The sequence below is a fragment of the Pseudomonas sp. GZJR-8 genome (assembly GCF_002916705.1).
GTDB classification, from domain to species: domain Bacteria; phylum Pseudomonadota; class Gammaproteobacteria; order Pseudomonadales; family Pseudomonadaceae; genus Aquipseudomonas; species Aquipseudomonas synxantha_A.
In genome coordinates, this window is record NZ_JXSI01000002.1 from 638,764 (window position 1) to 664,544 (window position 25,781).

Here is a 25,781-nt window from a genome sequence, read left to right on the forward strand (position 1 = left end):
TTCGTTAAGTTGTTAACGTTATAATTAATATGTTAACTACCGTCAAGCGTGGCACACTCCGATGGCATCACAACAACAAGAGGAGGGCGACGTGCAGCCGATTCCCAACATCAACCTCGGGCAGGTCTACGACCAGCGTTACAGCGACGCCGAGGTGCATTACGACAAGCTGGGCAACCTGGCAGGTTTTTTCGGGCGCAATATGGCCGTGCATCGCCATGACCGGTTTTTCCAGGTGCATTACGTCAAGAGTGGCGCGGTGCGGGTGTATCTGGACGACCGCCAGTACGTCGAAGCAGGGCCGATGTTTTTCCTCACGCCGCCCACGGTGGCCCACGCCTTCGTCACCGAAGCCGATGCCGACGGGCATGTGCTGACGGTGCGCCAGCAGCTGGTGTGGGGCTTGATCGACGCCGACCCCAGCCTCGCCTCCGGGGCTGCGTGTGTCGCGCTGGGTGCCGACGCCGAAGGGCTGGACCAGCTTTTCGAAGAACTGTGCGGCGAGATCAACGCCGAACGGGCAGGGCGCGCGGCCGCCCTCGACAGCCTGACGCGCCTGATCATGATCCGCCTGCTGCGCCTGTGCGCCCACGCCCTGCCGGCACGGCCGACTGCCCATGAAGACCTGCGGATTTTTCACCGCTTCAACGAACTGATCGAAGCCCATTACCTGGAGCATTGGCCGCTGGCGCGTTATGCCCAGGCCATCGGCGTGACCCAGGCACGCCTCAATGAGGTGTGCCGACGCATCGCCGACCTGCCCTCCAAGCGCCTGATCCTTGAGCGCCTGATGCAAGAGGCCAAACGCCTGCTGTTGTTTACCGGCAGTTCTGCAAATGAAATCTGCTACCAGCTGGGGTTCAAGGACCCGGCATATTTCAGCCGGTTTTTCCTGCGGTATGCGCAGATGACGCCGGGGGAGTATCGGTTGCGGCAGTCGGCGTTGCGTTGACGCGCCACGCTCCACCCAACGCCGTATACAAGTTCACCTCCGCCACCAGCTGCGCCAGCCTGTCCACGATCAACGTCTGTTGCGAGCTGAACAACGCACGCTGCGCATCGAGGAACGTCAGGTTGCTGTCCACGCCGCTGCGGTAGCGGTGCTGGGCCAGGTCGTAATAGTTCTGGTTGGCGGCAACGAAATCCCGTTGCGCATCCAGTTGGTCGTTGAAGGTCTGGCGAGCGGCAAGGCCGTCGGCCACTTCCTGGAAGGCGCTCTGGATGGACTTTTCGTACTGGGCCACCGTGATGTCCTTCTGCAACTTGGCGTAATCGAGGCTGGCACGCAGGCTGCCGGCGTTGAAGATCGGCAGGTTGATTTGCGGCTGGAAGGTCCAGGTGCCCGAGCCGCCCTTGAACAGCCCCGACAGCTCCTTGCTGGTGCTGCCGGCATTGGCCGTGAGGGTCACGGACGGAAAGAACGCAGCACGGGCGGCGCCGATATTGGCGTTGGCCGCCTGCAACTGGTATTCGGCCTGGAGGATATCCGGGCGGCGTTGCAGCAGGTCGGAGGGCAACCCGGCGGGGACGCGGGCGACCAGATCATCGGCCAGCGGGCGAGCGGGTAGATGCTCATCCACCGGGCCGCCCACCAGCAGCACGAGGTTGTTAAGGTCCTGGGCGACCTGGCGTTCATAGCGTGCGACGCTGGCGCGGGTGCTTTCCACTGCGGTACGGGCTTGCACCACCTCCAGCGCCGAAGCTTTGCCTGCGTTTTTGCTGCGGCTGGTCAGTTGCCAGCTGTGGTCGTTGGCCACCAGGGTTTGCTCGGCCAGGGCCAGTAGTTCCTGATCGGCGCGCCAGGTCAGGTAGGCGTTGGCCACGTTTGCCACCAGGCTCAATTGCGCACTGCGTCGGGCTTCTTCGGTGCCCAGGTAAGTCAGCAGCGCCTGTTCGCTGAGGCTGCGCACGCGGCCGAACAGGTCCAGCTCATAAGCGCTCAGGCCCAAGGTGGCGGAATAGTTGGAGGTGATCGCCGATTTGCCGGTGCCTGTCACGTTACCCGGCAATTTCTGACGCTTGCCGGCACCGCTGGCGGAGATCGCCGGGAACAGGTCGGCGCGCTGTATACGATACTGCGCCTGGAACGCCTCTACATTCAGGGCGGCTACCCGCAGGTCGCGGTTGTTGACCAGGGCATCGGCAATCAACCGTTGCAGCGCCGGGTCGTGGAACAGCTGCTGCCAATCCGGATTCTGCGTCAGGTCGCCGGCCTGCGCCAGGCTGTACACGCCGCCTTGAGGAAACTGCGCAGGCGTCGGCGCTGCTGGCCGCTGATACTCGGGGATCAGCGAACAGCCACTGAGCGTCCACGCCACCCCGACGCAGCAAAGCATCCGTTTGTTCATCAGGCACCCACCATCCATTTGGCCAGGCCATGCCGGCCGCTCACGCCCAGCTTGGCGGCGGCGCGCTTGAGGTAGGTTTCGATCGAGCTGTTTTTCACACTGAGTTTTTCCGCGATCTGCGGCACGGTGCCGCCGGTCAGCAGGCCGAGGCACACTTCCTGCTCACGCGCCGAAAGGGTGATATCGCTCAGAGCCAGGCGCTTGTAGAACTCGCGCTGCAATTGCGATTGTTCCAGCAGGGTGTGGGCCGGCTCAATCTCGGCGTGCGGCACCTGGCGCAGCAGTTGCGCGTGCCGCTCCATCAACGGCAACAGGGTGTCCGACAAGCACTTGAGAAACGACAACTCAGCCAGGGAAAACCCACGCTGAGTTGGCGGCCGGTAGAACGAAATCACACAGCGTCGGTTCCCTTGGCGCGATACCAGGTTGCACTGGTGCGAACTGCCCAACGGGTGCGCGCTGTTGGCCTTGGCTTTCATCTGGATCAACAACGGGTCTTGCATGCGCAGCATTTCGCGCATCAGCGGGTGGTCGTTCAACGGGTGCAGTGTCTGGGGTACAGACAACTCCTTTTTCAGCCCGGCGCTGCCCAGCAGCTTGATGTCGAGCACGCGGTCGCGCAGCTCATCGAGCGTCCATTCGCTGAGGTCCACCAGGTGAATCGGCACCCATTTGTCTACCAGGTGCAACATGTCTGCGGCGAAGCGTTCATGGCCGCTGTTTGAAATCAACTCGCCCATTTCGGCATAAAAATGCGGGCCCTGTGTGTCGCCAATACTGCGGGTCAGACTCATAGCCATTTCATCCTTGATGTCGAAAACCGTCTGCGGAGGCTCCGGGCTGCGGCGGGGCGATCCGTACTGCTTGAACGTAACTCGGCGTTCGAGATTTTATTTAGCCATATGGATTTGTCCTACGTATGTAGCGGAAACGAGGGACACAAGCTGCCATAAAGTCTGCGTCATTATTCCGACGTTTCTGGTCAATAAAACCGGCAACGAACGCTCGCAAGGTATTTTTAGGTTTAAGTAACTGGATGATATTTAAAGTAAAAGTCTAAATTCTTGCAGAGGTTCAAAGTGCCAGCATCGGCCATGTATAGCCAATTTCCTACAGCGCTTTAATCGTTTCAGCAGTGAACGACCCACCAAGCCCGTTCCATCCATTCGAATGTCCGGGTTTCGGGTGACAGACGCCTGCGGCCCCCCCATGCTCAAATCCGGCAAATTCGGCGTAATGGGCCACCCTGCGCGGCCAGTGCCTGACCTCCATGAGAAGGATCTTATGCAGTATTCCTCCCGCCAGCCGGCCAGCTTCCCCCTCACTGCCGCCCAACAGGACATTTGGCTTGATCAGATGCGCGTGGGCGATTCGCCGCTGTATAACATTGGCGGCTATCTGGATGTTGCCGGCCCAGTGATGCCCGAGCGCATCCAGCAGGCCGTAGCGCAGCTGGTGTCCAGACACGATGCGTTGCGCATTCAATTGCATACCGACGCCGAAGGGCTGGCGCGGCAAACCTTCGCTTCGGCACTGCCGGTGGACGTGGCCTTGCATGACTTCGCGGCGTTACCCGACCCGTGCGCCGCGAGCCGGGCCCTGATGCAGGCGCAAATGGCCCGACCGTTCATGATGAGCGGCGCGCCGCTGGTGCGCGTCCTGCTGGTCAAACTCGACGACGACCACTACCACCTCGGTATCCAGGCTCACCACCTGATTCTCGACGGCTGGGGCTTCGGCCAGTTGGTGCAGTCCCTCGCGCAGTTGTATACCGCCCTGGAGCAAGGCCGGCACGTGGAGCCGTTCGCACCGTCCTATATCGACTTTATCGACACCGACCAGCACTACCTGCACTCGGCCCGTTACGCCCGTGACCGCGACTATTGGCTGGATAAGTTCCAGGTACTGCCCGAGCCACTGCTGATGCCCAAGCAAACCACCAAGGCGTCGAGCAACACCTTCCTGGAAGGGTTTGCGGTGGCGCTGCTCAACCGTATGGAGCAGGTCGCCAACCGCTGCCAGGCGTCGGCTTTTCATGTGCTGCTGGCGGCGATGTATGTGTATTTCAGCCGCACCAGTCAACGCCAGGAATGGGTAGTGGGGCTGCCGATTCTCAACCGCTCCAACGCGCGTTTTCGCGCTACCGTCGGCATGTTTGCCCAGGTCAGTGCGGTGCGTTTTCAGTTCAGCGAAGGGTTGCCTTTTGGTGAGCTGGTGCGCGGCATACGCGATCAGCTCAAGCAGGATTTCCGCCATCAGCGCTTCCCGTTAAGCGAGATGAACCGTGAGCTGGGCCTGCGACGAACCGATCGCGGGCAGTTGTTCGACCTGTCGGTGTCGTTCGAGCAGGACGACCATGACCTGCGTTTTGGTCAGGTGCAGGCGCGTGCCATCAAGGTGTCCAACCACCATGAGGCATTGCCGATTGCCATTCACCTGCGCAGCAACCGCTACCAGGACAGCGCGTGGCTGCATTGCGTCTACAACGAGGCGTACTTCCAGCACGACGAAGTCCAGGCGATGGCGCGCGGCTTCACCTGGCTGTTGGAGCAAGGGCTGGAAGACCCCTCGCTGCCAGTCGGTGAGTTTTCCATGCTGGCGCCTGAAGCTCAGGCTCGGCTGCTGCACTGGAACGCCACCGCGCAGCCCAACGCATTGCCGCAAACCTTGCACCGGCGGATTGAAGCGCAAGCCGCACACACGCCCGACGCCATTGCCGCGGTGTATCAGGGCCATCAGCTGACCTACGCCCACCTCAACCGTCAGGCCAATGCCCTGGCGCATCAACTATTGGCACACGGCGTACAGCCGGATGATCGCGTGGCCGTGCTGGCCCGACGCGGGCTGGACACGTTGGCGGGGTTGTTGGCAGTGTTCAAATCCGGCGCCTGCTACGTGCCGCTGGATCCGGCCCATCCGGCTGAACGCCTGGACTACCTGCTGCAAGACAGTGCGCCTGTGGCAATCCTGACCCAGCAGGATTTGCGCCAGCGCCTGCCTGTCTCCACGGTGCCAGTGATCGCGCTGGAGCAGGTCACCTCGCACATCGACAGTAACCCCGAGGTCGCGGTCTCGCCGTCGAACCTGGCCTATGTGATTTACACCTCCGGCTCCACCGGCTTGCCCAAGGGCGTGATGGTGGAGCACCACAGCGTATCGAACCTGGTGGACTGGCACTGCCGGGCGTTCGACCTGCACGCGGGCAGCCATACCGCCAGCGTCGCCGGCTTTGGTTTTGATGCCATGGCCTGGGAAGTCTGGCCGGCGTTATGCGTGGGTGCAACGCTGCACCTGCCACCGGCCCACGACGGTGCGGAAGATATCGATGCGCTGCTCGACTGGTGGCGCGCGCAGCCACTGGACGTGTGTTTCCTGCCCACGCCTGTGGCCGAATACGCCTTTAGCCAGCAGCTTGGGCATCCTACCTTGCGCACCTTGCTGATTGGCGGCGATCGCCTGCGCACGTTCACCCAGGCGCAGACGTTTGCACTGATCAACAACTACGGCCCTACCGAAGCCACTGTGGTTGCCACCTCCGGAGCCATTGAGGTGGGCCAGCCGCTGCACATCGGCGCGCCGGTCGCCAACGCCCAGGTTTATCTGCTGGATGCGCAACAACGCCCGGTGCCGATTGGCGCAGTGGGGGAGTTGTATGTGGGCGGCAAGGGCGTGGCGCGGGGGTATCTGAACCGTCCTGAACTGAATGCCGAACGCTTCCTGGACGATCCTTTCAACGGCGCGCGTATGTACCGCACCGGCGATCTGGCGCGCTGGCTGCCGGACGGCAATCTTGAGTACCTGGGACGCAACGACGACCAGGTAAAAATCCGCGGTGTACGCATCGAACTGGGGGAAATCGAATCGGCCCTGGCCGCCCACCCGGCGATCAAGGACGCGGTAGTGCAGTTTCGCCAAGGGCAATTGCTGGCCTGGTTTATCCCGCGCGAGCCAGTCGATATCCAAACCCTGCGCGCCCATCTGCAGGCCTCGTTACCTGACTACATGGTGCCGGCGGCCTATGTCCGCCTTGAGGCGTTGCCCCTGACCGTCAATGGCAAGCTCGACCGAAAAGCCTTGCCCGCGCCCAGCCAGGAAGCCTTTGTCACTCGCCGCTTCGAAGCTGCGCAGGCGGGTGTGGAAGCTACCCTTGCGCAGATCTGGGCCGAGTTGCTGCACGTGCAGCAAGTAGGGCGCTACGACCATTTCTTCGAGTTGGGCGGGCATTCGCTGTTGGCGGTGCAACTGGTGCAGCGCATGCGCCAGGCCGGGCTGCGTGCCGATGTGCAGGTGCTGTTCGGCCAGCCAACGTTGGCGGCGCTGGCGGCAGCGTGTGGCGGTAATGAAATGGCGGTGCCAGACAATCGAATCCCGCCAGGCTGTACGCATATCAGTACCGATCTGCTCGCCTTGGCCGAGCTGGATCAAGCCAGCCTCGACCGCATCGTCGCAAGCATCCCTGGTGGGGCAGCGAATGTGCAGGAAATCTACCCGCTGGCGCCGTTGCAGGAAGGCTTGCTTTATCACCACATCACCGATGTGCACGACCCGTATCAGCAACAGGCTCTGTTCAGCTTTGCGCGCCGCGAGCAACTGGATGCCTTCGCCCACGCCCTGCAGCAAGTGATCGACCGCCATGACATCCTGCGCACCAGCCTGGTGTGGGATGCCCTTGAACAACCGATGCAGGTGGTGTGGCGAAAAGCGCGGTTGCGGGTTGAACCGCTGCGCGAGCCGGCTCAACCGCTGGACTTGCGCCAGGCGCCGCTGATGGCCCTGGACTACGCCGAAGAACCTCACCATCAGCGCTGGATCGCCAGGCTGCGCTTTCATCACCTGGTCAACGATGCCACTTCGACCACCCTGTTGGTGGACGAGATCCGCGCCCATCTGCTCGGCCAACAGGCGCAACTGCCCGTGCCGGTGCCGTACCGCAATGTGGTGGCGCAAGCCCGATCAGCCGTGCGCCAGGCTGCGCACGAGGCGTTCTTTCGCCAGCAGTTGGCAGAGGTGGATGAGCCGACCCTGGCGTTCGGCGTGCAGGAGCGCCAGGCCAAGCGTGCCGAGACCGAAGAAGCCGAACGCCTGCTCAGTGACGCGCTCAACCTGCGCCTGCGCAGCCAGGCCCGCGTTCTTGGCGTGAGCGCCGCGAGCCTGTTCCACCTGGCCTGGGCCCAGGTACTCAGCCGGGTGGCGAGCCGCGACGATGTGGTGTTCGGCACCGTACTGCTTGGCCGCTTGCAAGCCGGCGAGGGTGCCGAGCGGGCGTTGGGCATGTTCATCAACACCTTGCCGCTGCGCCTGCGCCTGGTCGGGCAAAACGTGGTGGATGCACTGCACGACACCCACACACAACTGAGCGCCTTGCTCGCTCATGAACAAGCCTCCCTGGCGTTGGCCCAGCGTTGCAGCGGCGTGTCACCGTTGTTCAACAGTCTGCTCAATTACCGCCACACCTCGGCCGATCCCGAACTGAAACTGGTACCGGGCATGGCCTTGCTCAACAGTGAAGATATCCTCAGTTACCCGCTGATGTTGACGGTGGATGACGTGGCCAGCGGTTTCCGGCTCAAAGCCAAGGCGCCGTGCACAGTCGGTGCCGAGCGGGTGCTGAGCTACCTCGACACGGTGCTCAATGGCCTGGTGGATGCGCTTGAGCAGGCGCCGAAAATGCCGCTTGGCGACATACAGGTGTTGCCCGCCAGCGAGTTGCACACCCAGTTGTCAGGCTTCAACGCCACCGCTACGGACTACCCGCAAACCCTCACTGTCCAGGCGCTGTTCGAAGCCCATGCGCGGGACATTCCCGATGCCATCGCGGTGCAGGCCGGCGAGCAGCAATTGACCTACCGCGAACTCAACGAACGCGCCAACCAGTTGGCCTTTCACTTGCGCGAGCATGGTGTACGGCCCGACTCGCGGGTGGCACTGTGTGTGGAGCGCGGGTTGGAGCTGGTGGTGGGGTTATTGGCAATTCTCAAGGCGGGCGGTGCCTATGTGCCCCTCGACCCGGGCTACCCACGCGAACGCCTGGCCTACATGCTCGCCGACAGCCAGCCGGTGGCGCTGCTGGTACACGGCGCTACCCGCGAAGTGCCGGGCGAGGTTGCAATCCCCGTGATCGACTTCGACCACTGCATCTGGAGCCAGGCACCAACCGACAATCCGTCGGTACCGGGTTTGAGCGTCGCCAACCTGGCCTACGTGATGTACACCTCGGGCTCCACCGGCACCCCCAAGGGCGTGATGATCGAACATCGCGGCCTGGGTAACCTGCTGCACTGGGGCTCGCAATTGTGCCCCGACGCCGCAGGCGGCGCCTTGTTGCAGCGCGCGCCATTCAGCTTTGACGGTTCGGTGTGGGAACTGTTCTGGCCATTGAGCAACGGTATGCGCCTGGTGCTGGCGCGGCCCGATGGTCATCGTGAACCTGCGTACCTGGCCCAGTTGATTCGCGAGCAGCACATCAGCGTGATCAAGTTTGTGCCGGCGATGTTGCAGCAGTTTCTTGAGCTGGACGAGTCGGCCCTGTGCACCAGCCTCACCGATGTGTTGTGCGGCGGCGGCGAACTGACCGAAGCCCTGGCCCGTGGCGTACAGGCGCGCTTGCCCAAGGTGCGCTTGCACAACGTCTACGGCCCCACCGAAGCCACGGTCGACAGCAGCGCCTGGACCCTCGAACCCGGCGCGCCAGTACCCGCGGTGCAACTGCCGATTGGCCGGCCGATCAACAATACCCGCTTGTACGTGTTGGACGCCCATGACGCACCGGTACCCATAGGCATCAGCGGTCAACTGCATATCGGTGGTGTGGGAGTAGCCCGCGGCTACCTGGGGTTGGAGCAGATGACCGCCGAGCGGTTTATCGACAGCCCCTTCGTTGTCGGTGACCGCCTATATCGCACGGGCGACCTGGTGCGCTACCTGCCGGACGGCAATCTGGAATTCCTCGGGCGTAATGACTTCCAGGTCAAACTGCGCGGCGTGCGCCTGGAGTTGGGCGAAATCGAAGCACGCCTGAGTGCACACCCGGCGTTGCGTGAAGTGGCGGTACTGATTCGCGATGAGCGCCTGGTCGCCTACTTCACCCTGCGCGGCCAGGCGCCGAGCCTGGAAGACTTGCGCGCCCATGTGCTGGAGCAACTGCCGGAAGTCATGGTGCCGGCCGCCTTCGTACAACTCGACGCACTGCCCCTGAACCCTGCCGGCAAACTCGACCGCAAGGCCCTGCCGGAGCCGGGCCTGGACGCGGTGCTCAGCCGTGCCTACGAAGCGCCCCAGGGCGAAGTGGAAACCTTGATGTCCGGCATCTGGGCCGACGTACTGAAACTGGAGCGGGTAGGGCGCCACGACCATTTCTTCGAACTGGGCGGGCACTCGCTGCTGGCAGTCAACCTGGTGGCCCGCCTGCGCAAGGCCGGGCTGGAAGTGGACGCACGCACCTTGTTCAGCCAGCCAACCCTGGCGCAACTCGCCGCCAGGACCGTGGCGCAGGTCCAGCGCGTTGAAGTGCCGCAAACCGCCATTCCCGCCCTCAACCGCCGCCGGCGGATCTGAAGATTGGAATGCCTTCAATGTGTGTGGGGCGGCAGGCTATATGCTTGTAGGAGCGAGCAAGCTCGCTCCTACAGACATTGCGGCTTGCCCCCGACAGTGGGGTGTGAGCAGCAGATATATCAATTGAACCGGTACCATCGGGAGCAAGCCCCCTCCCACATTTTACGGTGTTGCCGTCAAGGGCTTCATGCACTCGATGGAGCGATCCACTGTGGTTCTGGCTATCTCCAGCAAATGCCACGCGGCCAGAATCTTCGTCCTGCAATTTAAAGAGAGATGGCTTGCTGGCCCTTTACAAACCATGACAAAACTGCCAGCAGTGACAGCTCATATTTTGGCGTAGGAAAAATCTGTCATGACGAGCGTTGATGGCTACCCTGATGAGGTTTCGCTTTTTCGGACAAGGTTGAGCTTAGTTAAATGGAGGCTCCTACTCACCACCGTAAAGGATTGCGATGAACATGGATGTCAGTCATTTTCGTCAAGAGGCAGCCAAAGTCAGACTTTCAAAAGCCGCATTTGATGAGTTGTTGTGCGCAAAGAATATAGTCGAGTCCAGTGGTCAAGATCATCGCTTCGATACAACACCTGCCTGCATCAATCCGCTTCGCTCACCCATCCTGCATGCGGAATTAAACAATATTCGAAACATGATTGACCATGAAACTCATGTGTTGATCTTGGATGGCTTTAAAGTCGATAGCCTCGCAGTCTTCAAATCACTCATTTGGACATTTGGCTCTTTGCTGGGAAAGCCAATGGTGCAGAATCATCTCGGTCATAAGGTTATTGAAGTATACGATCGGGGCGGTAAGAGTATTGAAGAGGGTGCCAGATACCACCAAACCCGGCAGGGTGCTTACGTACACAACGATGGTGTGAGTGACCCGCTACCTATCGACTATTTGATCTTGGCGTGTGGTCAGAAAGCACTGCTGGGTGGTGAAAGCATTCTGATTAATGCGAGCGCGGTCTACGCAGAGCTGATGACGTTTCCAGATGTACTGACACAGCTGAAATGCGATTTCTTTTTTGAGAATCGAGGCATGGCCGAGGATGAGACGCTGTTTAAAGCGCCCATCTTGATTTTTTCAGACGCAGGCATTCCTTTGATCAGGTATTTTCGTGTCTACATTGAGTCGGCTCATCTGAAGGCTGGTGTCCCGTTGACCCTCGCACAAACTCAGGCGCTGAATATACTGGATGCTGTGCTCGACCAGTCTTCAGTCCAGCATCGCATACTGCTTGAACCAGGGCAGGTATTGATTTCTGCCGACAACAAGTTCCTGCATACCCGCACGCATTTCATAGACAGGAATGTTCCCTGTGCGCAGATCAATGATGATGAGCGGCTGAGCGATCTCAATCGCTACATGCTACGGATGTGGTTACGCAAGCCATGATGCCTGGCTTGCCCTGCATAACTGATTCCTCCCTGTTTTCAGCAAAAGCCGAGCCCCATGGACAACTCCGATATCGCGATCACCCTGGTCTTGATCTCCGCCTTCATGCACGCCACTTGGAATGCCGTAGTACGCGCCGGAAGCAGTCGCTTTATGACTTTGGCAATGGTCGATGGCACCGCATTGCTGATCTGTCTGGCAGCGCTGCCGTTGGTTCATGTGCCAAGCCTTGAGGTGTGGGGCTATGTGCTGGTTTCCGTAGTGCTCAATACGATCTATCGATTGTTTCTGATCAAGGCTTACGAGACCGGCGATTTCGGTCAGGTTTACCCGGTCATGCGTGGTGTGCCGCCGGTACTGGTTGCGCTTTTTTCCTACTTCTTACTGCATGAGCAGCTGTCGTTTCAGGCGATGGCAGGTGTGCTGATGATTTGCGTGGGGATCATCAGCCTGACATTTGTGCGCAGGATGACGGCGCACATGCTCAAGCCGATCCTGATGGCGGTGTGCGCTGGAGCGTTCATTGCGTCCTATACGGTGGTGGACGCCAAAGGCGTGCGAGCCAGTGAGACGGTGCTGCAATACATCATTTATCTGACGGTATTCCAGAGCATCCCGATCCCGTTATTGGCGTTGATCAAGGCGCGTCCGGCATTCACCCAGGCCATCCGCTGCCACTGGCGGGTAGGAATGTTGGGAGGGGTGTTTTACCTGGCGTCCTACGGCCTGGTGTTGTTTGCGTTGTCCCTGGATGCGGTAGCCAAGGTGTCCGCGTTGCGGGAAACCAGTGTTATTATCGGCACCATTATTGCCGTACTGTTTTTTCATGAACGGTTTGGCTGGCGGCGAATGCTGTCGGCATTCGTCATTGTTGGCGGGATCATCCTGATCAAAGTGAGCAACTGATGGCCCAACGTCCGCCCCCGACCCCTATGCTTCAAGCCTTCGTGAGTGCCGCGCAGACCGGCAGTTTTGCGCGTGCCGCATCCGAGTTGAACCTCACCGCCAGCGCTATCAGTCATCAAATCGCAGGTCTGGAAGAGTGGTGGGGGGTGCAGTTGTTCGAGCGCCACTCACGGGGCGTCAAACTCACGCCGGCGGCGCAGGCACTGTTGCCGGTGGCCGAAGGTTTTTTCAAAGACCTGGATGCTGTGCTGCATTCGCTCAGTCCCGGTAAACCTCAACCGCTTTACCTCGCCTGTACGTCCTCTCTGTGCTCAACCTGGCTGATTCCCAGGATGCATGGTTCTCATGCTCACGCGTCGTTCAATCTGGATTTGGTGTTGACCAGCGCGGACATGAGCAGCAGCAGCTTGAGTGCGCATCAGTATGACGTCGCCGTGGTGATGGGGTACGGCGACTATCCGGACCACCATGTCGAGCTTTTGATGCGCGATGCGGTATTTCCTGTATGTTCGCCAGCGTTTGCGCGTATACACGGCGATATTGCCCTGGCGGATATCGCCCAGTACCCATTGATTCATCGGGTGGATGATCAAGTGTGTCCAGGGTGGGAGAGCTGGTTTGCCTTCCAGGGGCTGCAAGCACCGCCCTATCACCATGGCCCACGCTTTCCTGATTCCAGTTTGGCTATCAGCCTGGCGGTAAAAGGCGGGGGAATTGCGTTGGGCAGAACTGCACTGGTACATGACGCGTTGAAGGAGGGAGCCTTGGTTGCGCTGGAAGCTCCTGTGATGATGTCGCCGGCTGCCTATTACATCATTTGCCGAGAGGGTCGTCAGTCGGAGCCGGATATCGCTCGGTTGTTTGATTGGCTCAAGGCGCAGGCTGACGAGTTTGTGTGCGAAGTTTAAATGCACCCCGTAGGGGGCTCACGCCAAGCCTTTGCAAACAGCACCTCTTCGATTCTCAGCGTGGCATCGGAACAAACGCCACGCTCCCTCCCTCACGCTTCTGAAACAAGCGCTCGCCATTATCCGATTGCGTAGTGACCACTCGATGATCCACGCCCAGAAACGCCAGCGGCATCGGGTCTTCCCTGGAATACTGCGCGATGATAATCGTGTGTTGCGGATCGAACCTTTGGCCGCTGATCTTTTCCAGCCAGGCCATGAACGCGGCGCTGTTGCCCTGGCGGGGGTAGTCCTGGGTTTCGCTGACGTAGTAGAAGGGCCTGCCGTGGTTTTGCAGGTACATGGGCAGCTTGTTGTCGACCTCCACCAGCACCATTTGCCATTGGTCCCACGGTGCGCTTTTCACGGCTTGGGCTTGCACATCCTCGGCGAAGCGGGTCACGCCGCCGTTGCCGGTAGTCCAGGGGTAGATCACACCCAGCACCAGCAAGAGCAGGCCTGCGCTGATGCCGAAGCCTTTTTGCCAGCGCGGCCAGCTCGCCGGTTTTTTCTTTAGGCGTTCGCTCAGCCACCAGGCGGCGAGCAGTTGGGCAAAGGGCACCAGCGGCAGTACGTAGTAGCTGCGGCGGCTGCCGCTGGCGGTGAAGAATGCAAACAACAGGCCCAGGCCCCACACCAGCCAGCGCACGTTGGGTGGGGTGTGGCGCCAGTGCCGCACCGCCAGCCACAGGCCCAGTAGCCAGCAGGGGGCCCAGGGCAGGGTGTAGACCGGCAGGTAGATCAGGTAGGTGTAGATCGGCCCCATGTGATCGAAGGGGTCGAAGAAACGCACCACGTTTTCCCTGAACACCAACGCCAGACCGCTCTCGCCATAAGAGGGCGCGCCGTAGCGCTGGGACAGTACGAAAGGAATCGCGTAAAACGCCGCGGCGATCAGCATGGCCAACAGCAGACGCAGATTGAGGTGGCGTTTGTAGCGCTGCTGGCTGAGCAGGTGCGGCAGCAGCACCAGCCCAGGCAGCACAACACCGATCAAGCCCTTGAACAGTGACGTCGCTGCCAGCAACAGGAAAAACATCGTGTAGCGCCCAAGCCTGGTGTCTTCCGGCCCACGCCAATACCACCACACGGCTGCCAGCACGCCGCACACGGTCAGCACGTCGGCGGTGGCGACCCTGGCCCAGAACAGGAAGTAGAAGGTGGTGGCGAGCATCCAGCCGGCGATCAAGCCTGTGCCTTTGCGAAACAGCCGTTCGCCGATCAGGTACACCAGCCAGATACTCAGCCACGCCGCAATCACCGATGACAGACGCAACGACCACGGGCCAAGGCCGCCCGTCAAGCTGGCGAAGCCGGTGATCAGCCAGTAGGAGGGCAGGGGTTTGTCGTAATACGGCGTGCCTTTGAGATACGGGTCGAAGTAATCACCGCTTTGCAGCATCTGCAAGGCGATGTTGGCCCAGCGCGTCTCCGGCCCCCATAGGTCGCGGCTGCCCAGGCCCAGCAGCAAAAGCAAGGCCGAGACGCCCAGCAGTAAAACCAGGGCGCCGCGTTCGGTTTTCCATAGGCTCATGGGCTGGTCCTGCAAAGGCGATCAAGGTTGTTGGGGGTAAATCGTCAGTACCAGGTTGCCCTTGCGATAGCGCTTGCCGCCGGGCGGCAATTGCCCTTCTTCGCGGTGTTCGCTGGTGCTGCGGACCCGCATCAGCACGCCCACCGAACCTCGCTCGCGGGCTTGGGCCAACCAGGCTTGCACGTTGTCGAGCGTGACCTTGCGGTGCGCCGCTTCTTCGTAATGCAAGCCGTAGCGCAGCTCGCCCTCGGTGCCGTAAAACGCTACCTCTGGCTCACGCAGGCGCCATGACAATGCCGATGCCAGGCCCAGTTCGTTGCTCAGCAAAGCACGGGTGTGTTGCAGTTCGTCCAGGTGCTCAAGCACGAACTGGTCGGGCATTTCGTTATCCGCTATCAACTGCGGCATTCCCGCCGGCAGCAGGGCTACCAGCAAGCCAATGCCCAGCGCCGGCATCGCCCACAACGTCAGCGGGCGCACCGCTTGCAACAGGTTGGCGAGGATCCAGCCCAGCAGCACGATAAAAGCCAGGGACAGGCTGAACATCTCGGCGTGGCTGTTGCCGTACAGCGGGTCGGTGATTTGCAGGTAAATCAGCCCGACCATGGCCGCCATGCCGAGAACGAAATTGACCGCGCCGTTGATCACAATCGTACGTGCCTTGCCTTGCTTGATCAGGTCGATCAAGCCGTGGCCCATCAGCAGCGCCAGGGGCAGCAGGCAGGGCATGATGTAGGTCGGCAACTTGCCTTTGCTCAGGCTGAAAAAGCCCAGGGGCAGCAGCCACCACAGGGCGAGAAAGGCAATCGCCGGCTGGCGTTTTTCGTTCCAGGCCTTGCACAGTGTTGTCGGCAGCAATGCGGCCCACGGCAGACACGCCGCGACCATGATCGGCAGGAAGAACCAGAACGGCCGCGCATGTTGCGCATTCTCGGAGGCGAAGCGGCGAATGTGTTCGTGCCAGAAGAAAAAGCGCCAGTAATCCGGTTCCCGCACATGGATAGCCAATGCCCACGGCAGGCAAACCAGTACCGCGACCATAATCGCCACCGGCCCGTAGCGCAGCAACTCACCGACGCGGCGCTGCCAGATCAGGTAAGGCACCGCGACCAATACCGGCAGCAGCCATGCCAGAAACCCCTTGGTCATGAACCCCATGCCGCACGCCAGCCCCAACAGGGCCCAGCAACCCAGACGCCCACGTAAGGTGGGGCTGTCGAGAGCAAACCACAGGGCGACCAGGCTCAGGTTGACCCACAAGGTAAATTGCGGATCAAGGTTGGAATACCCGGCTTGCCCGGCCACCAAGCCAAAGCTCATATAGAGCAGGGCGCAGGTGAAGCTTTTACGTGGGTCGTTCCACAGGCGCCGCGCGATCAGGTAGGCCAGCAGCACACTCAACGCCGTGGCCAGGACCGAGGCAATACGCACGCCGAACAGGTTTTCGCCAAACACCGCCTGGCCCAGGGCAATCAGCCAATAGCCCGCGGCGGGCTTTTCGAAATAACGCACGCCCATAAAGTGCGGCGCTACCCAGTTGCCGCTCATCAGCATTTCCTGGCTGACCTGGGCATAACGGGTTTCATCCGGAATCCACAGGCCGTGAAAGCCCAGGGGCAGCAAGAAAAAAACGGCAACGCCCAGGATTAACCAGAGCAGAGGGTTCAGGCGGGTCATGAGCACGTCGCTCCATGACGTTCAAACAGGTGCAAGAAGAGTATTGAATTAATCGGGCCGAGCATCGTGATGTTCACTGAATCAATGAGGGGGGGAACCTAACTAAGAGGCGCAACTGAACATGCCAGAACAGGGCTGTCGTTTTGCTGAACGTAATAGCTGCTGGATATGTAAATAAGTGTAATTAAAGTTGTTTAAGTACTGCGGCCCATTGCTGGATTTTCAGAGTGCCAATTGCCTCAAGTTTGCCGTTGGGCAATACCTTGACGAACAGTGCACTGCCATATTCGGCCGCTGCGGCATGGGGAAAGCCCAGGCTCGTCTGGAAGTCGCTCATGCAGGCGCTGTGGGTGATCAACATGAGGTTGCGACTCGGCTTTTTATGGCTGAGGATTTCCTCCGCCATGGCATCCCCGCAAATGGCGAGCGGGCCCGGGGACAGCTCGGTCTTGCCGAACATGAACAGCGAGGTTTGGGCAGTGCGCGTGGTCGGGCTGCTCAGCACATCGGTGGCCTCCATGCCCAATGAATCAAAGGCTTTGCCCAGTTCGGTCGCGCGTTGCGTGCCCTGGATCGTGAGGCCGCTGACAGGGCCGAAACAAGGATTTTTCGAGCGGTCGCAGCGTTCTTCATGACGCACCAGAACCACCAGGTCGCCCTGGCGCCAACTGGCGAGCACCCCGGAGGTGACCAGGCGATGGCCGACACCCAGGTCAAGCGGGGAAGAGGGCCACAATAGAAAACCTGTGAGCAGCAGGCCGATGACGCTGATGCCCAGCACAGGCAGACGGTATTTTTTCAGGCGCTTCAACCTTGCCCATTTGGGTTTTGGATTGGCCAGGATCATGTCTGCCACGCTATTCACCCTCGGCCCTTTAGTTGTGCTTATAACCAGTGAAGTTAATGGGCGATCGCCCGTTGTGGAGCAGCAGCCTGTCACAGTGCTGCTGTCTTTTTGCTGAACATCCGCGTCGTAAAAAGTGTGAATATTAGTAACTAACAAGTTGCGAGTTATCACCGCTGGGAGCGCACTTTAAAGTGTCGAGGATGGGCAGGCGGTGAAATCCATGTGAAAAATTTGCGTGGGCATGTCCCTCAGCCGTTATTCTCGTTGGCAGTCCTTCAAATGAGCGTTCCTATGTTGCAGGTACAAGGGGTTATCAAACACTACGCCACTCCCCAAGGTCCGCTGGCCGTGCTGGACGGTGTCGACCTGTACCTGGGGGCGCGCAGCAGTCTGGCGCTGATGGGCGAGTCGGGCAGTGGCAAAAGCACCTTGCTGCACCTGGTGGCCGGCCTGGATCGGGTCGACGGCGGCAGCATCCGCATTGGCGAGCAGCGCTTGGACCAGCTCAACGAAGGGCAACTGGCCCATTGGCGCCGTACCGAAATCGGCCTGGTGTTCCAGCAGTTCAACCTGATCGGCAGCTTGCGTGTGGAGGACAACCTGGCATTCCAGGCGCGCCTGGCGGGGCGCTTCGATCCGCATTGGCAGGCGCAGTTGGTGGAACGTCTGGGGCTGGGCGATTTGCTCAAGCGTTATCCAGAGCAACTGTCCGGCGGTCAGCAGCAGCGGGTGGCGGTAGGGAGGGCGCTGGCCTCGCGTCCGGGTTTGCTGTTGGCCGATGAGCCCACCGGCAACCTCGACGAAACCACCAGCGATGAGGTGCTGCAGTTGCTGTTGGATCTGCTGCAGGACAGCCCTACCAGCCTGTTGATGGTTACCCACAGCCCACGCCTGGCCGCACGCCTGGACCAGCAGGTGCTGCTGCACCATGGCCGTGTCGTACCGATGGACGCGCGCTGAGATGGCGGTGTTCTGCTGGGCGTTGCGTGCGTTGTTGAGCCACTGGCGCCGTCACCCGGTGCAATTTTTCAGCGTGCTGACCGGCCTGTGGCTGGCTACCGCATTATTGACGGGCGTGCAGGCGCTCAACAGCCAGGCACGGGACGGCTATGCGCGCGCCAGCCAATTGATCGGCGGCGAACCGCAGGCCAGCTTGAGCGCACCGGACGGCGCCGCCTTCCCCCAAGCGTTGTTTGCGCAATTGCGCCGCGCCGGGTGGCCGGTGTCACCGGTGGTGCAGGGGCGGGTGGTACTCAAGGGGCATGAGGAGCAGCGGCTGCAATTGATGGGCATTGAGCCGGTATCGTTACCTGGCAGCGGCAGCGTGGCCGGGCAGCGCTTGAGCCAGGCACAGATGCTGGCGTTTTTCCAGGCGCCGGGGCGTACCTGGGTTGCCGCGCAAACCATGGAGGCGCTCGGTTTGCACGCGGGCGAACAACCGCTGACGGCCAGCGGGCAGCGCTTGCCGCCGTTGCAGGTTCAGCCGGACATGGCCCCCGGTATGCTGCTTACCGATATCGGTTTTGCCCAACCCGTGCTGAACATGCAGGGGCGGCTGTCGCGCTTGCTGCTGGACAATGCCTTCGCCGCCCGCCATCCCCAAGCGCCCGCCGGGTTGCAACTCAAGCAGGGCGAGGACAACAACCTCTCACGTCTCACCGAAAGCTTTCATCTGAACCTCGACGCCTTGGGCTTTTTGTCCTTCGTGGTCGGGTTGTTTATCGTGCACGCAGCCATCGGCCTGGCCCTGGAACAACGGCGGGGTCTGTTGCGCACTTTGCGTGCCTGCGGGGTCAGTGCGCGAATGCTGATCCTGAGCCTGGGGGTCGAACTGGGATTTCTGGCATTGCTGGGCGGTGTACTCGGGGTCGCCAGCGGTTACCTGCTGGCCAGCCTGTTGCTGCCGGACGTCGCCGCCAGCTTGCGCGGCCTGTACGGGGCCGAAGTGGCAGGTCAACTGAGCTTGAGCCCGGGGTGGTGGCTTGCAGGGCTGGGCTTGAGCCTGCTCGGCGCCTTGCTCGCAGGGGCCAGCAGCCTGTGGCGTGCGGCGCGTTTGCCGTTGCTGGCGCTGGCCAATGCACAAGCCTGGCATGAGGCCCACGGGCGCTGGTTGCGGCGCCAGGGTTGGGTGGCGGTTGCGGCGCTGCTCATTGCACTGCTGGCCCTGGAGTTGGGCAACAGCCTGGCCGCCGGATTCGTGCTGATGGCGGCCTTGCTGCTGGGCGCTGCACTGGGTTTGCCGGTATTGCTCAATGCGCTGTTGAACGGCGTGCTGGGGCGCAGTCGTTCGGTACTGGGCCAGTGGTTCCTCGCCGACTGTCGCCAGCAACTGCCAGCCTTGAGCCTGGCACTCATGGCGCTGTTGCTGGCCCTGGCGGCCAATATTGGCGCAGGCTCCATGACCTCGGGTTTTCGCCAGACCTTCAACCACTGGCTGGAACAACGCCTGACCGCCGAGCTTTACCTCAACCCGCAAAATCCGGCTCAGGCGCAGCAACTGCACACATGGTTGGCACAGCAGCCGTTGGTGCAGGCGGTGCTGCCCAGCTGGCAGGTCGCGGTGCAGTTGCAAGGCTGGCCGGCGGAGCTGTTTGGTGTGGTCGACAACCCCACCTATCGTCAGCACTGGCCGTTGCTGGAGGCGACGAGCACACCCTGGGACCGCTTGCTGCAAGACGATAGCGTGATGCTCAGCGAGCAGTTGGCGCGGCGCTTGAACGTGCGCCTGGGCGACAGGGTTCAAGTCCCCACCCCGCAGGGCACATGGGCACCGGAAATCGTCGGAATCTACGCCGACTATGGCAACCCCAAGGGCCATCTGCTGGTCAACGCCAAGCACCTGTTGGCTCATTGGCCGACGCTGTCACCGGTGCGATTCAACCTGCGCGTGGCGCCCCAGGATGTGCAGCCGCTGGTGGGTGAAGTGCAGCGCGAGTTTACCCTGGAAGACAGCCGTATCGTCGATCAACAACAACTCAAGGGGTGGTCCAGCCAGGTCTTCGAACGCACCTTCGCCGCCACTGCTGCGTTGAACAGTCTGACCCTGGGTGTGGCGGGCGTGGCATTGTTCATCAGCCTGCTGACCCAGAGCCAGAGTCGCCTCGGGCAACTTGCGCCGTTGTGGGCGCTGGGGGTGACACGCCGCCAACTGATGCTGCTCAACCTTGGCCAGACCTGGCTGCTGGCGGTACTGACGCTGGTCCTTGCGTTGCCGTTGGGGCTGTTGCTGGCGTGGTGCCTGGATGCGGTGATCAACGTCCAGGCGTTCGGCTGGCGCCTGCCGTTGCAGGTATTCCCCGGGCAGCTTGCACAGTTGATGGGGTTGGCGTTGCTTGCGACATTGCTAGCCTCGGCCTGGCCGCTATGGCAGCTCTACCGCAGCCGCCCGGCGGATTTGTTGAGGACCTTTGCAAATGAAGATTAAAGCGTTGGGGTGGGGGGTGTTGCTGCTGCTGTTGAGTGCCTGTGACAAGCCGCCTGCACCCGAGGAAAGCTTCGCCGGGCTGGGCAGCGATGCGGCGGAGTTTGCCCAAGTGGCCCCTGGTAAAGTCTTCAGCTTCCCCGAAGATCACGGCCCGCACCCAGGCTTTCGCATCGAATGGTGGTACGTCACCGCCAACCTCAAGGATGCCCAGGGCAATGTGTTCGGCGTGCAATGGACCTTGTTTCGCAACGCCGTGAATGCCGGGCCGATGCAGCAAGGCTGGCGCGACTCCACCATCTGGCTCGGCCACGCCGCCGTCACCAGCGCCACCCACCACTACGCCGCCGAACGCTTCGCCCGTGGTGGTGTCGGCCAGGCCGGAGCGCAAGCGTTGCCGTTCAACGCCTGGATCGACGACTGGAACTTCGCCACCCGCCCAGGCGCCACTAGCGCTCTGGCCGATATGCAACTCAAGGCCAGTGGTGCGCAATTCGCCTACGACCTGCAACTGACCTCCAGCCGCCCGTTGGTGCTGCAAGGTGACAACGGCTACAGCCGCAAATCCGACCAGGGCCAGGCGTCGTACTACTACAGCCAGCCGTTTTTCAACGCCACCGGCAGCATCAGTATCGACGGCCAGACGTACGAAGTCAGCGGCTCGGCCTGGCTCGACCGCGAATGGAGCAGCCAACCCCTGGCCGCCAGCCAGACCGGCTGGGACTGGTTCTCCCTGCACCTGGACCGGGGCGCGCAACTGATGCTCTTTCGCGTGCGAGACAAAGACGGCGGCGGGTACCTCACCGGAACCTGGATCGACGCCCAGGGCCGCACCGAGACCCTGCACAACGCAGATATTCAACTGGCGCCGCTGAGCAGAACCGAGATTGACGGGCGCAGCATTCCCACGCGCTGGTCGCTGAAGATCCCCGGCAAACACCTGGACATCACCACCGAGGCGGTCAATCCGAAAGCGTGGATGAACCTGGGGATTCCCTACTGGGAAGGGCCGGTGAAGTTCGAGGGTGGGGTGGGGTATTTGGAGATGACGGGGTATTAGGGCGTCTTCCGTAGGCGCTTATCTTTTGCTGTGTAGGTAACTTCCCAAACGTATTGTTTGACCCCCGCCTGCTTGTGTCCGGGCTGTAGGCGCTTGCTTATATTTCGATGCCATCTTCATGGCATTCGAGATGTAAGGCATGGCGCAGGCATACCTCAACGACCGCACCACGGACTACCTCAGTTTGAAGTCCAGGCTAATGGGTGGGGCGTTGAATCGGCAGCGCTCTGATCATTTCGATGTGTTGAATCGGCACCTGCGCCATAAGCTGGTGACGCCAGGACAGTTGGTGATTATTCCTGATAATTACAGCGTAACTTGCAGTGCCGAAGAAGCCTGGTTGATGCGCTATGCCGAGGAAATTCACCGAGGACTGGCACTGGATGCGTCGGCTGGGCCAGCAGTGATCAATGACTATGACCTGCTGCAGAGCCTGTTGGGGTATGGCTCGATAGGCGTGGGGGGTGCGACATCTGCGTGGGGGCGACATCTGGATGAGGTGGTGCTTACGCTCGAGTCGATTGAACAGTTACATCAGCGGTTGAAAGGGGGTGGCTTGGACCGGGTTGAGTTTGTTCGACAACGGCAGATGCTGTTCGGGAACCTGGATAGGCAACTGCAAGGTGCAGCGCGGTTTGGGACAGGGCTGAGGGGGAATCAGTCATTGAAAAAGGTGCTTGGCGTTTCAACCAAGAGCTACCTGCATAAAGGCGAAATAGCAGGGTATGCACAGCGGATCGGGGCAGTTGCGCAGGCTTCGAAATGGCTGGGGAATGGGACTTATGTAGGGCTGGCGATGGATGTAGGCGTGGCGGGTTTGGAAATCAGGGAGGCGTGTGTGGTGGGAAGGGAGGTGCAATGCAAAAGAGCGAAATATGTGGAGACGGGGAGGTTGATGGCTGGAGTATTAGGCGCTGCTCTTGTGGGCAAGCCTGCTGCAAATATTGCTCGCAGTGCATGCCGGATTGCATTAGGTATTTCACTGAAAGGCAACGGTGAACTGGCGTGTGGAATTATCGGAGGGGCTGTTGGCGGGTCTGCGGGAGGCTCTTTTTTTGGTGAGGGTGGTGCGTTTGTAGGCGGAAGAGTCATGGAAATCGACGGCGATCTGATATTCCAACCCGAGGGGACATAACGATGTCCCCTTTTCTTGTATATACCATTGTGTGGCTCGCTGGGTCGGGTGTCGTCTTGGGACTGATAGTGTTTGCTGAATACGCAAAGCTGGATGAGCTGGAAAGTTACTTCAGTGAGAACGAGAAGGTTCGTCTACATAAGCGTTTCTGGAAAAGAAATCGGATGATCGACAGGTATCATCGCATGAGCCTGATGGTCGATATCCTGTCAGGGCCTAAGGCTTATCTCAAAGCCGGCCTTGTGACCGAAGCTGAGCTGGCATCTGTTCCCTTGACGCTGAGGCGCTGGGCTTTGTGGCCGTATCGCCTCGCGAGTATTTGTATCATCCAAATGGTTGTATGGGAGGTTTGGCGCAGGTGGTGCGATATCCCAATTCCATAGAAGGAGGGCTCACTCGCGTAACAAGCCAGGAGCACATATTTTGTTAAAATACTGTACATAAATACAGTATTGTCCTACAGTCCATCCCAGGTGACCGGATGTCACCGGTCACCTGAGCTTCAATTTTTTAACTATGGATGGATAAAAAATGAAATCGAAAAAAGCCCTTATGCTAGGCGCGGCCATGATGGCCTCCTGCTTTGTTTCGGCCTTTGCCCTGGCCGAGCAAACCCCTCCCAAGCTCAGTGCGCAGACGGTCAAGCAGGCCGTGGACAAAGCGTTGAAACAAGGTGGCACAGTGGAGAAGGCCATTGTCTCGGACGCACTCAAGCAAAAGCTCGATGCAGCCAAGGCCGGCAAGCCCAAGGTGTCAGCCGTCAAGGCAATTGCCAGTAATGCGGTGGTTGATGCCAAGGTAGGCGAGTTGGTAAAGCCCGATCAGGCGAAACTCAAGGAAGCGGCGGTTGCTGCCTTCACTCCGCTGTTTCCAACTCTGGATATCAACACCCTTTACACGCTGACCGGGGTGGAGACCGGCGCGCAGATCGCCTACCACTTCAACCTGCCGAAGAATGCGCGAATTCAGGTGCAGTTGTTGAACCAGAGTGTCGGCACCGACATGTCGCTGACCCTGTTCCACGATGACGGGCAGGGTAATCTGACCCCGTTGGGCACGTCTGATAACGCCGGCAATGCCGATGAGTACCTCAACGGTGTATTGCCGGCCGGTGACTACTACTGGTTCATGGTGGCCAATGCCGCGAGCAACTCGCAGTTCAGCTTCGGCGTGGCGGTAGACAGCAACATTGATGCCTACGAGCCCAACGATACCGAGCAAACCGCGTTTGCCCTGCCGGATGCGCTGAACCAGGTAACCGGTAACCTCGACAGCGTCAATGATGTGGATTACTTCTCCTTCACGTCGCTGCGTGGCCAGGGTGTCGGCATGTTCCTGGGTGATGATGGTGCGGGTACGCGCAACCAGTGGATCTTCGAGCGTTTCGACGGTAATAACTGGGTAGTGATTCAGCCGGATTCCACCTCCACCTATCCGAACCTGACGCCGGGCTACACGGTCAAGGTACGTGTGCGGGCGAACCCGGCGGTGGCGTTGAACCCTCAGGCCCAGTACAAGTTGACCCTGGGTTCGGCGCCTCGCTTGAACCAGCACAACGTGAACGGCGATAACGTAGTGCGCATTCCCAGCTCGATCTTCCAGCTGGCCACCCAGGCAGCCCGCAATCTGAGCTGGAGCACCCAATGGTCGGACAGCACCGGTGAGCCATTGCGCGGGGTCACCCCAGTGCTGCGGGTCGACAAGCACTTTGGTGCAACTTACAACTGGGTCAACTATGAGGCCAAGACCGGCATCACGGGTGCAGCTTCGGGCAATGTCGCCTTGGGCACTTGCTCCGGCGACTATAAAGTGCGGTACCCGGACAGCGCGTCGGGCCAGACCTACAACTGGGAAACCTGGTTCAACGAAGGTGGCTGGCGCATCGAGCTCAAGGAGTTTCCGGGCGTGGGCGTAGGCGGCAATATCACCCAATACGTCAGCCTGGGCCACATCTGCAGCCAGACTATCGTGCGCTGAGTGATCTAGGAGTGTGAAGCAGGGGGCAGTCCATTTGGGCTGCCCCCTTTTTTTGTGATCGGCTCCCAATGCAGCGTGCCAAACAGGTAATCCATCAACGGCAACACGATATTGAAATTGCGCCCCTGCATCAGCTCGCGACGGTGATGCAGGGCGTGCAGGCGATGCATTTGGCGAATCCACGGCAGGCGCGCCACCGGGTGTTCAGCGGGCAAGTGTTCGCAGGCGTGGAACACCTCGTAGAGCAGGTAGCCGAGGATCATGCACCCGGCAAACAACCCCGCCACGTTGGGGTTCAGTTGCTTGAGCAGCCACCAGCCGGGAAGGGTGATGGCCAGGCTGTGCAGTACGATCAGCCAGGCGGGGAACAGGATGACGCGCCAGTCACTCGGGCTGTCGTAGGTCATGTGGCCGGGCGTGAAGAAACTGTGGTGATCGCCGGTGTGGCGCGCGTAGAACAGCCGGGCGAATGAGTGTTTGTGATGGCCGAGATGACGGTGCACGAGGTAGATGCACAGGTTGAAGAACACCAGCGTCAAGGGCACCGTCAGCCACTGCAGGGCGGTGATCTGTGCGGTGGAGGACCAGGCCAGGGTGATACAGGTGATGCCGTAGCCGAGGACGAACGCGGCGTGTAGCCAGGGGTTGTAATGGCGACTCACGTTGGCGCGGTAGCGGCTGCGGAACGTTTCGGTGAGATGGGGCATGGCGGGCTGCTCGCTGTTTTTGTTCGAGATTGAGCTTAGTGGGTGGGGAGGAATGTGCGAGCTTTTACTGGGGGCATGGGTATTTACACAACTTTGGCGTTACGCCGGACCTGTGGGAGGGGGCTTGCTCCCGATGGCGGCCTGACAGCCGACCAGGATGCTGGATCAGACCGAGTACATATCCGTTATTTAGGTCATGGCCACTGTTGGTTCCGCTTTTACAGCGGGTCACTTTGGAAAAGAGCCTGTATAGACCGGACACATG

At 60.5% G+C, this 25,781-nt stretch carries 17 protein-coding genes; 11 read left to right on the forward strand and 6 right to left on the reverse strand.

The genetic code is table 11. From position 1 onward, the window contains the following. The first annotated feature begins 61 nt into the window (after window positions 1-61). Window positions 62-952 carry a 4-hydroxyphenylacetate catabolism regulatory protein HpaA gene (gene hpaA, locus TK42_RS06255; protein ID WP_177464424.1) on the forward strand — a complete coding sequence of 297 codons (891 nt, stop codon included), beginning with the start codon at window positions 62-64 and terminating at the stop codon, window positions 950-952. Here hpaA and TK42_RS06260 read toward each other — a convergent pair. Together TK42_RS06260 and TK42_RS06265 are read right to left on the reverse strand one after the other, a co-directional pair. After that, entirely contained in the window at window positions 879-2,348 is a 1,470-nt protein-coding gene (locus TK42_RS06260; protein WP_146097867.1) for an efflux transporter outer membrane subunit, read from the reverse strand. The genes hpaA and TK42_RS06260 overlap by 74 nt on opposite strands. Next, the gene (locus tag TK42_RS06265) at window positions 2,348-3,142 is read right to left on the reverse strand and encodes a helix-turn-helix transcriptional regulator (protein ID WP_032880390.1); all 795 of its coding nucleotides are present in this window, start codon (window positions 3,140-3,142) and stop codon (window positions 2,348-2,350) included. Before TK42_RS06265 ends, TK42_RS06260 begins: the two co-directional genes overlap by 1 nt. A 490-nt stretch (window positions 3,143-3,632) precedes the next feature. On the opposite strand from TK42_RS06265, the gene TK42_RS06270 reads away from it, so the two are divergent. The 4 genes from TK42_RS06270 (at window position 3,633) to TK42_RS06285 (ending at window position 13,119) form a co-directional block, all read left to right on the forward strand. Continuing rightward, window positions 3,633-9,902, forward strand: coding sequence for a non-ribosomal peptide synthetase (locus tag TK42_RS06270; RefSeq protein ID WP_103733839.1), 6,270 nt, complete (start codon window positions 3,633-3,635; stop codon window positions 9,900-9,902). A gap of 461 nt (window positions 9,903-10,363) precedes the next feature. After that, the gene (locus TK42_RS06275) at window positions 10,364-11,305 is read left to right on the forward strand and encodes a TauD/TfdA family dioxygenase (RefSeq protein ID WP_256584519.1); all 942 of its coding nucleotides are present in this window, start codon (window positions 10,364-10,366) and stop codon (window positions 11,303-11,305) included. Between the two features lie 57 nt (window positions 11,306-11,362). Continuing rightward, the gene (locus TK42_RS06280) at window positions 11,363-12,211 is read left to right on the forward strand and encodes an EamA family transporter (protein ID WP_103733841.1); all 849 of its coding nucleotides are present in this window, start codon (window positions 11,363-11,365) and stop codon (window positions 12,209-12,211) included. After that, entirely contained in the window at window positions 12,211-13,119 is a 909-nt protein-coding gene (locus tag TK42_RS06285) for a LysR substrate-binding domain-containing protein (RefSeq protein WP_032880399.1), read from the forward strand. Before TK42_RS06280 ends, TK42_RS06285 begins: the two co-directional genes overlap by 1 nt. Before the next feature lie 55 nt (window positions 13,120-13,174). On the opposite strand, the gene TK42_RS06290 is transcribed toward TK42_RS06285, so the two are convergent. The 3 genes from TK42_RS06290 to TK42_RS06300 all read right to left on the reverse strand — a co-directional run bounded on the left by TK42_RS06290 (window position 13,175) and on the right by TK42_RS06300 (window position 17,234). Further along, window positions 13,175-14,692: a glycosyltransferase family 39 protein gene (locus tag TK42_RS06290; RefSeq protein ID WP_103733842.1), complete on the reverse strand. Its 1,518-nt coding sequence runs from the start codon at window positions 14,690-14,692 to the stop codon at window positions 13,175-13,177. A 21-nt stretch (window positions 14,693-14,713) separates the two neighbouring features. Next, window positions 14,714-16,369: a lipid IV(A) 4-amino-4-deoxy-L-arabinosyltransferase gene (arnT, locus tag TK42_RS06295; RefSeq protein WP_103733843.1), complete on the reverse strand. Its 1,656-nt coding sequence runs from the start codon at window positions 16,367-16,369 to the stop codon at window positions 14,714-14,716. 184 nt (window positions 16,370-16,553) lie between these two features. Then, window positions 16,554-17,234 carry a histidine phosphatase family protein gene (locus TK42_RS06300; RefSeq protein WP_103733844.1) on the reverse strand — a complete coding sequence of 227 codons (681 nt, stop codon included), beginning with the start codon at window positions 17,232-17,234 and terminating at the stop codon, window positions 16,554-16,556. Between the two features lie 273 nt (window positions 17,235-17,507). Here TK42_RS06300 and TK42_RS06305 point away from each other — a divergent pair, with 273 nt between their 5' ends. The 6 genes from TK42_RS06305 to TK42_RS06330 all read left to right on the forward strand — a co-directional run bounded on the left by TK42_RS06305 (window position 17,508) and on the right by TK42_RS06330 (window position 24,809). Then, window positions 17,508-18,176 carry an ABC transporter ATP-binding protein gene (locus tag TK42_RS06305; protein ID WP_103733845.1) on the forward strand — a complete coding sequence of 223 codons (669 nt, stop codon included), beginning with the start codon at window positions 17,508-17,510 and terminating at the stop codon, window positions 18,174-18,176. Window position 18,177: 1 nt separating this feature from the next. Continuing rightward, a complete protein-coding gene (locus tag TK42_RS06310; RefSeq protein WP_103733846.1) occupies window positions 18,178-20,640 on the forward strand; it encodes an FtsX-like permease family protein in 2,463 nt (820 codons plus the stop codon). Further along, the gene (locus tag TK42_RS06315) at window positions 20,630-21,697 is read left to right on the forward strand and encodes a lipocalin-like domain-containing protein (protein WP_103733847.1); all 1,068 of its coding nucleotides are present in this window, start codon (window positions 20,630-20,632) and stop codon (window positions 21,695-21,697) included. Before TK42_RS06310 ends, TK42_RS06315 begins: the two co-directional genes overlap by 11 nt. A 139-nt stretch (window positions 21,698-21,836) precedes the next feature. Continuing rightward, window positions 21,837-22,832, forward strand: a complete 996-nt coding sequence (locus TK42_RS06320; protein WP_032880414.1) for a hypothetical protein — start codon at window positions 21,837-21,839, stop codon at window positions 22,830-22,832. A 2-nt stretch (window positions 22,833-22,834) separates the two neighbouring features. Beyond that, window positions 22,835-23,215 (forward strand): hypothetical protein, encoded by a 381-nt coding sequence (locus TK42_RS27095; RefSeq protein WP_032803630.1) that lies wholly within the window; start codon window positions 22,835-22,837, stop codon window positions 23,213-23,215. Window positions 23,216-23,363: 148 nt separating this feature from the next. Beyond that, complete coding sequence (locus TK42_RS06330; RefSeq protein ID WP_103733848.1) at window positions 23,364-24,809, forward strand: hypothetical protein; 1,446 nt, start codon at window positions 23,364-23,366, stop codon at window positions 24,807-24,809. A gap of 5 nt (window positions 24,810-24,814) precedes the next feature. Here the strand turns inward: TK42_RS06330 and TK42_RS06335 are convergent, their stop codons facing one another. Then, entirely contained in the window at window positions 24,815-25,516 is a 702-nt protein-coding gene (locus TK42_RS06335; protein ID WP_103733849.1) for a sterol desaturase family protein, read from the reverse strand. Window positions 25,517-25,781: the final 265 nt, after the last annotated feature.

Bases quoted from the DNA above. Each gene is read 5' to 3' on its own strand.
- TK42_RS06275 (WP_256584519.1), top strand. From the start codon at position 10,364: ATGGATGTCAGTCATTTTCGTCAAGAGGCAGCCAAAGTCAGACTTTCA.
- arnT (WP_103733843.1), bottom strand. From the start codon at position 16,369: ATGACCCGCCTGAACCCTCTGCTCTGGTTAATCCTGGGCGTTGCCGTT.
- TK42_RS06265 (WP_032880390.1), bottom strand. From the start codon at position 3,142: ATGAGTCTGACCCGCAGTATTGGCGACACACAGGGCCCGCATTTTTAT.
- TK42_RS06335 (WP_103733849.1), bottom strand. From the start codon at position 25,516: ATGCCCCATCTCACCGAAACGTTCCGCAGCCGCTACCGCGCCAACGTG.
- TK42_RS06290 (WP_103733842.1), bottom strand. From the start codon at position 14,692: ATGAGCCTATGGAAAACCGAACGCGGCGCCCTGGTTTTACTGCTGGGC.
- TK42_RS06260 (WP_146097867.1), bottom strand. From the start codon at position 2,348: ATGAACAAACGGATGCTTTGCTGCGTCGGGGTGGCGTGGACGCTCAGT.
- TK42_RS06330 (WP_103733848.1), top strand. From the start codon at position 23,364: ATGAAATCGAAAAAAGCCCTTATGCTAGGCGCGGCCATGATGGCCTCC.
- TK42_RS06310 (WP_103733846.1), top strand. From the start codon at position 18,178: ATGGCGGTGTTCTGCTGGGCGTTGCGTGCGTTGTTGAGCCACTGGCGC.
- TK42_RS27095 (WP_032803630.1), top strand. From the start codon at position 22,835: ATGTCCCCTTTTCTTGTATATACCATTGTGTGGCTCGCTGGGTCGGGT.
- TK42_RS06320 (WP_032880414.1), top strand. From the start codon at position 21,837: ATGGCGCAGGCATACCTCAACGACCGCACCACGGACTACCTCAGTTTG.
- TK42_RS06270 (WP_103733839.1), top strand. From the start codon at position 3,633: ATGCAGTATTCCTCCCGCCAGCCGGCCAGCTTCCCCCTCACTGCCGCC.
- TK42_RS06280 (WP_103733841.1), top strand. From the start codon at position 11,363: ATGGACAACTCCGATATCGCGATCACCCTGGTCTTGATCTCCGCCTTC.
- TK42_RS06305 (WP_103733845.1), top strand. From the start codon at position 17,508: ATGTTGCAGGTACAAGGGGTTATCAAACACTACGCCACTCCCCAAGGT.
- TK42_RS06315 (WP_103733847.1), top strand. From the start codon at position 20,630: ATGAAGATTAAAGCGTTGGGGTGGGGGGTGTTGCTGCTGCTGTTGAGT.
- hpaA (WP_177464424.1), top strand. From the start codon at position 62: ATGGCATCACAACAACAAGAGGAGGGCGACGTGCAGCCGATTCCCAAC.
- TK42_RS06285 (WP_032880399.1), top strand. From the start codon at position 12,211: ATGGCCCAACGTCCGCCCCCGACCCCTATGCTTCAAGCCTTCGTGAGT.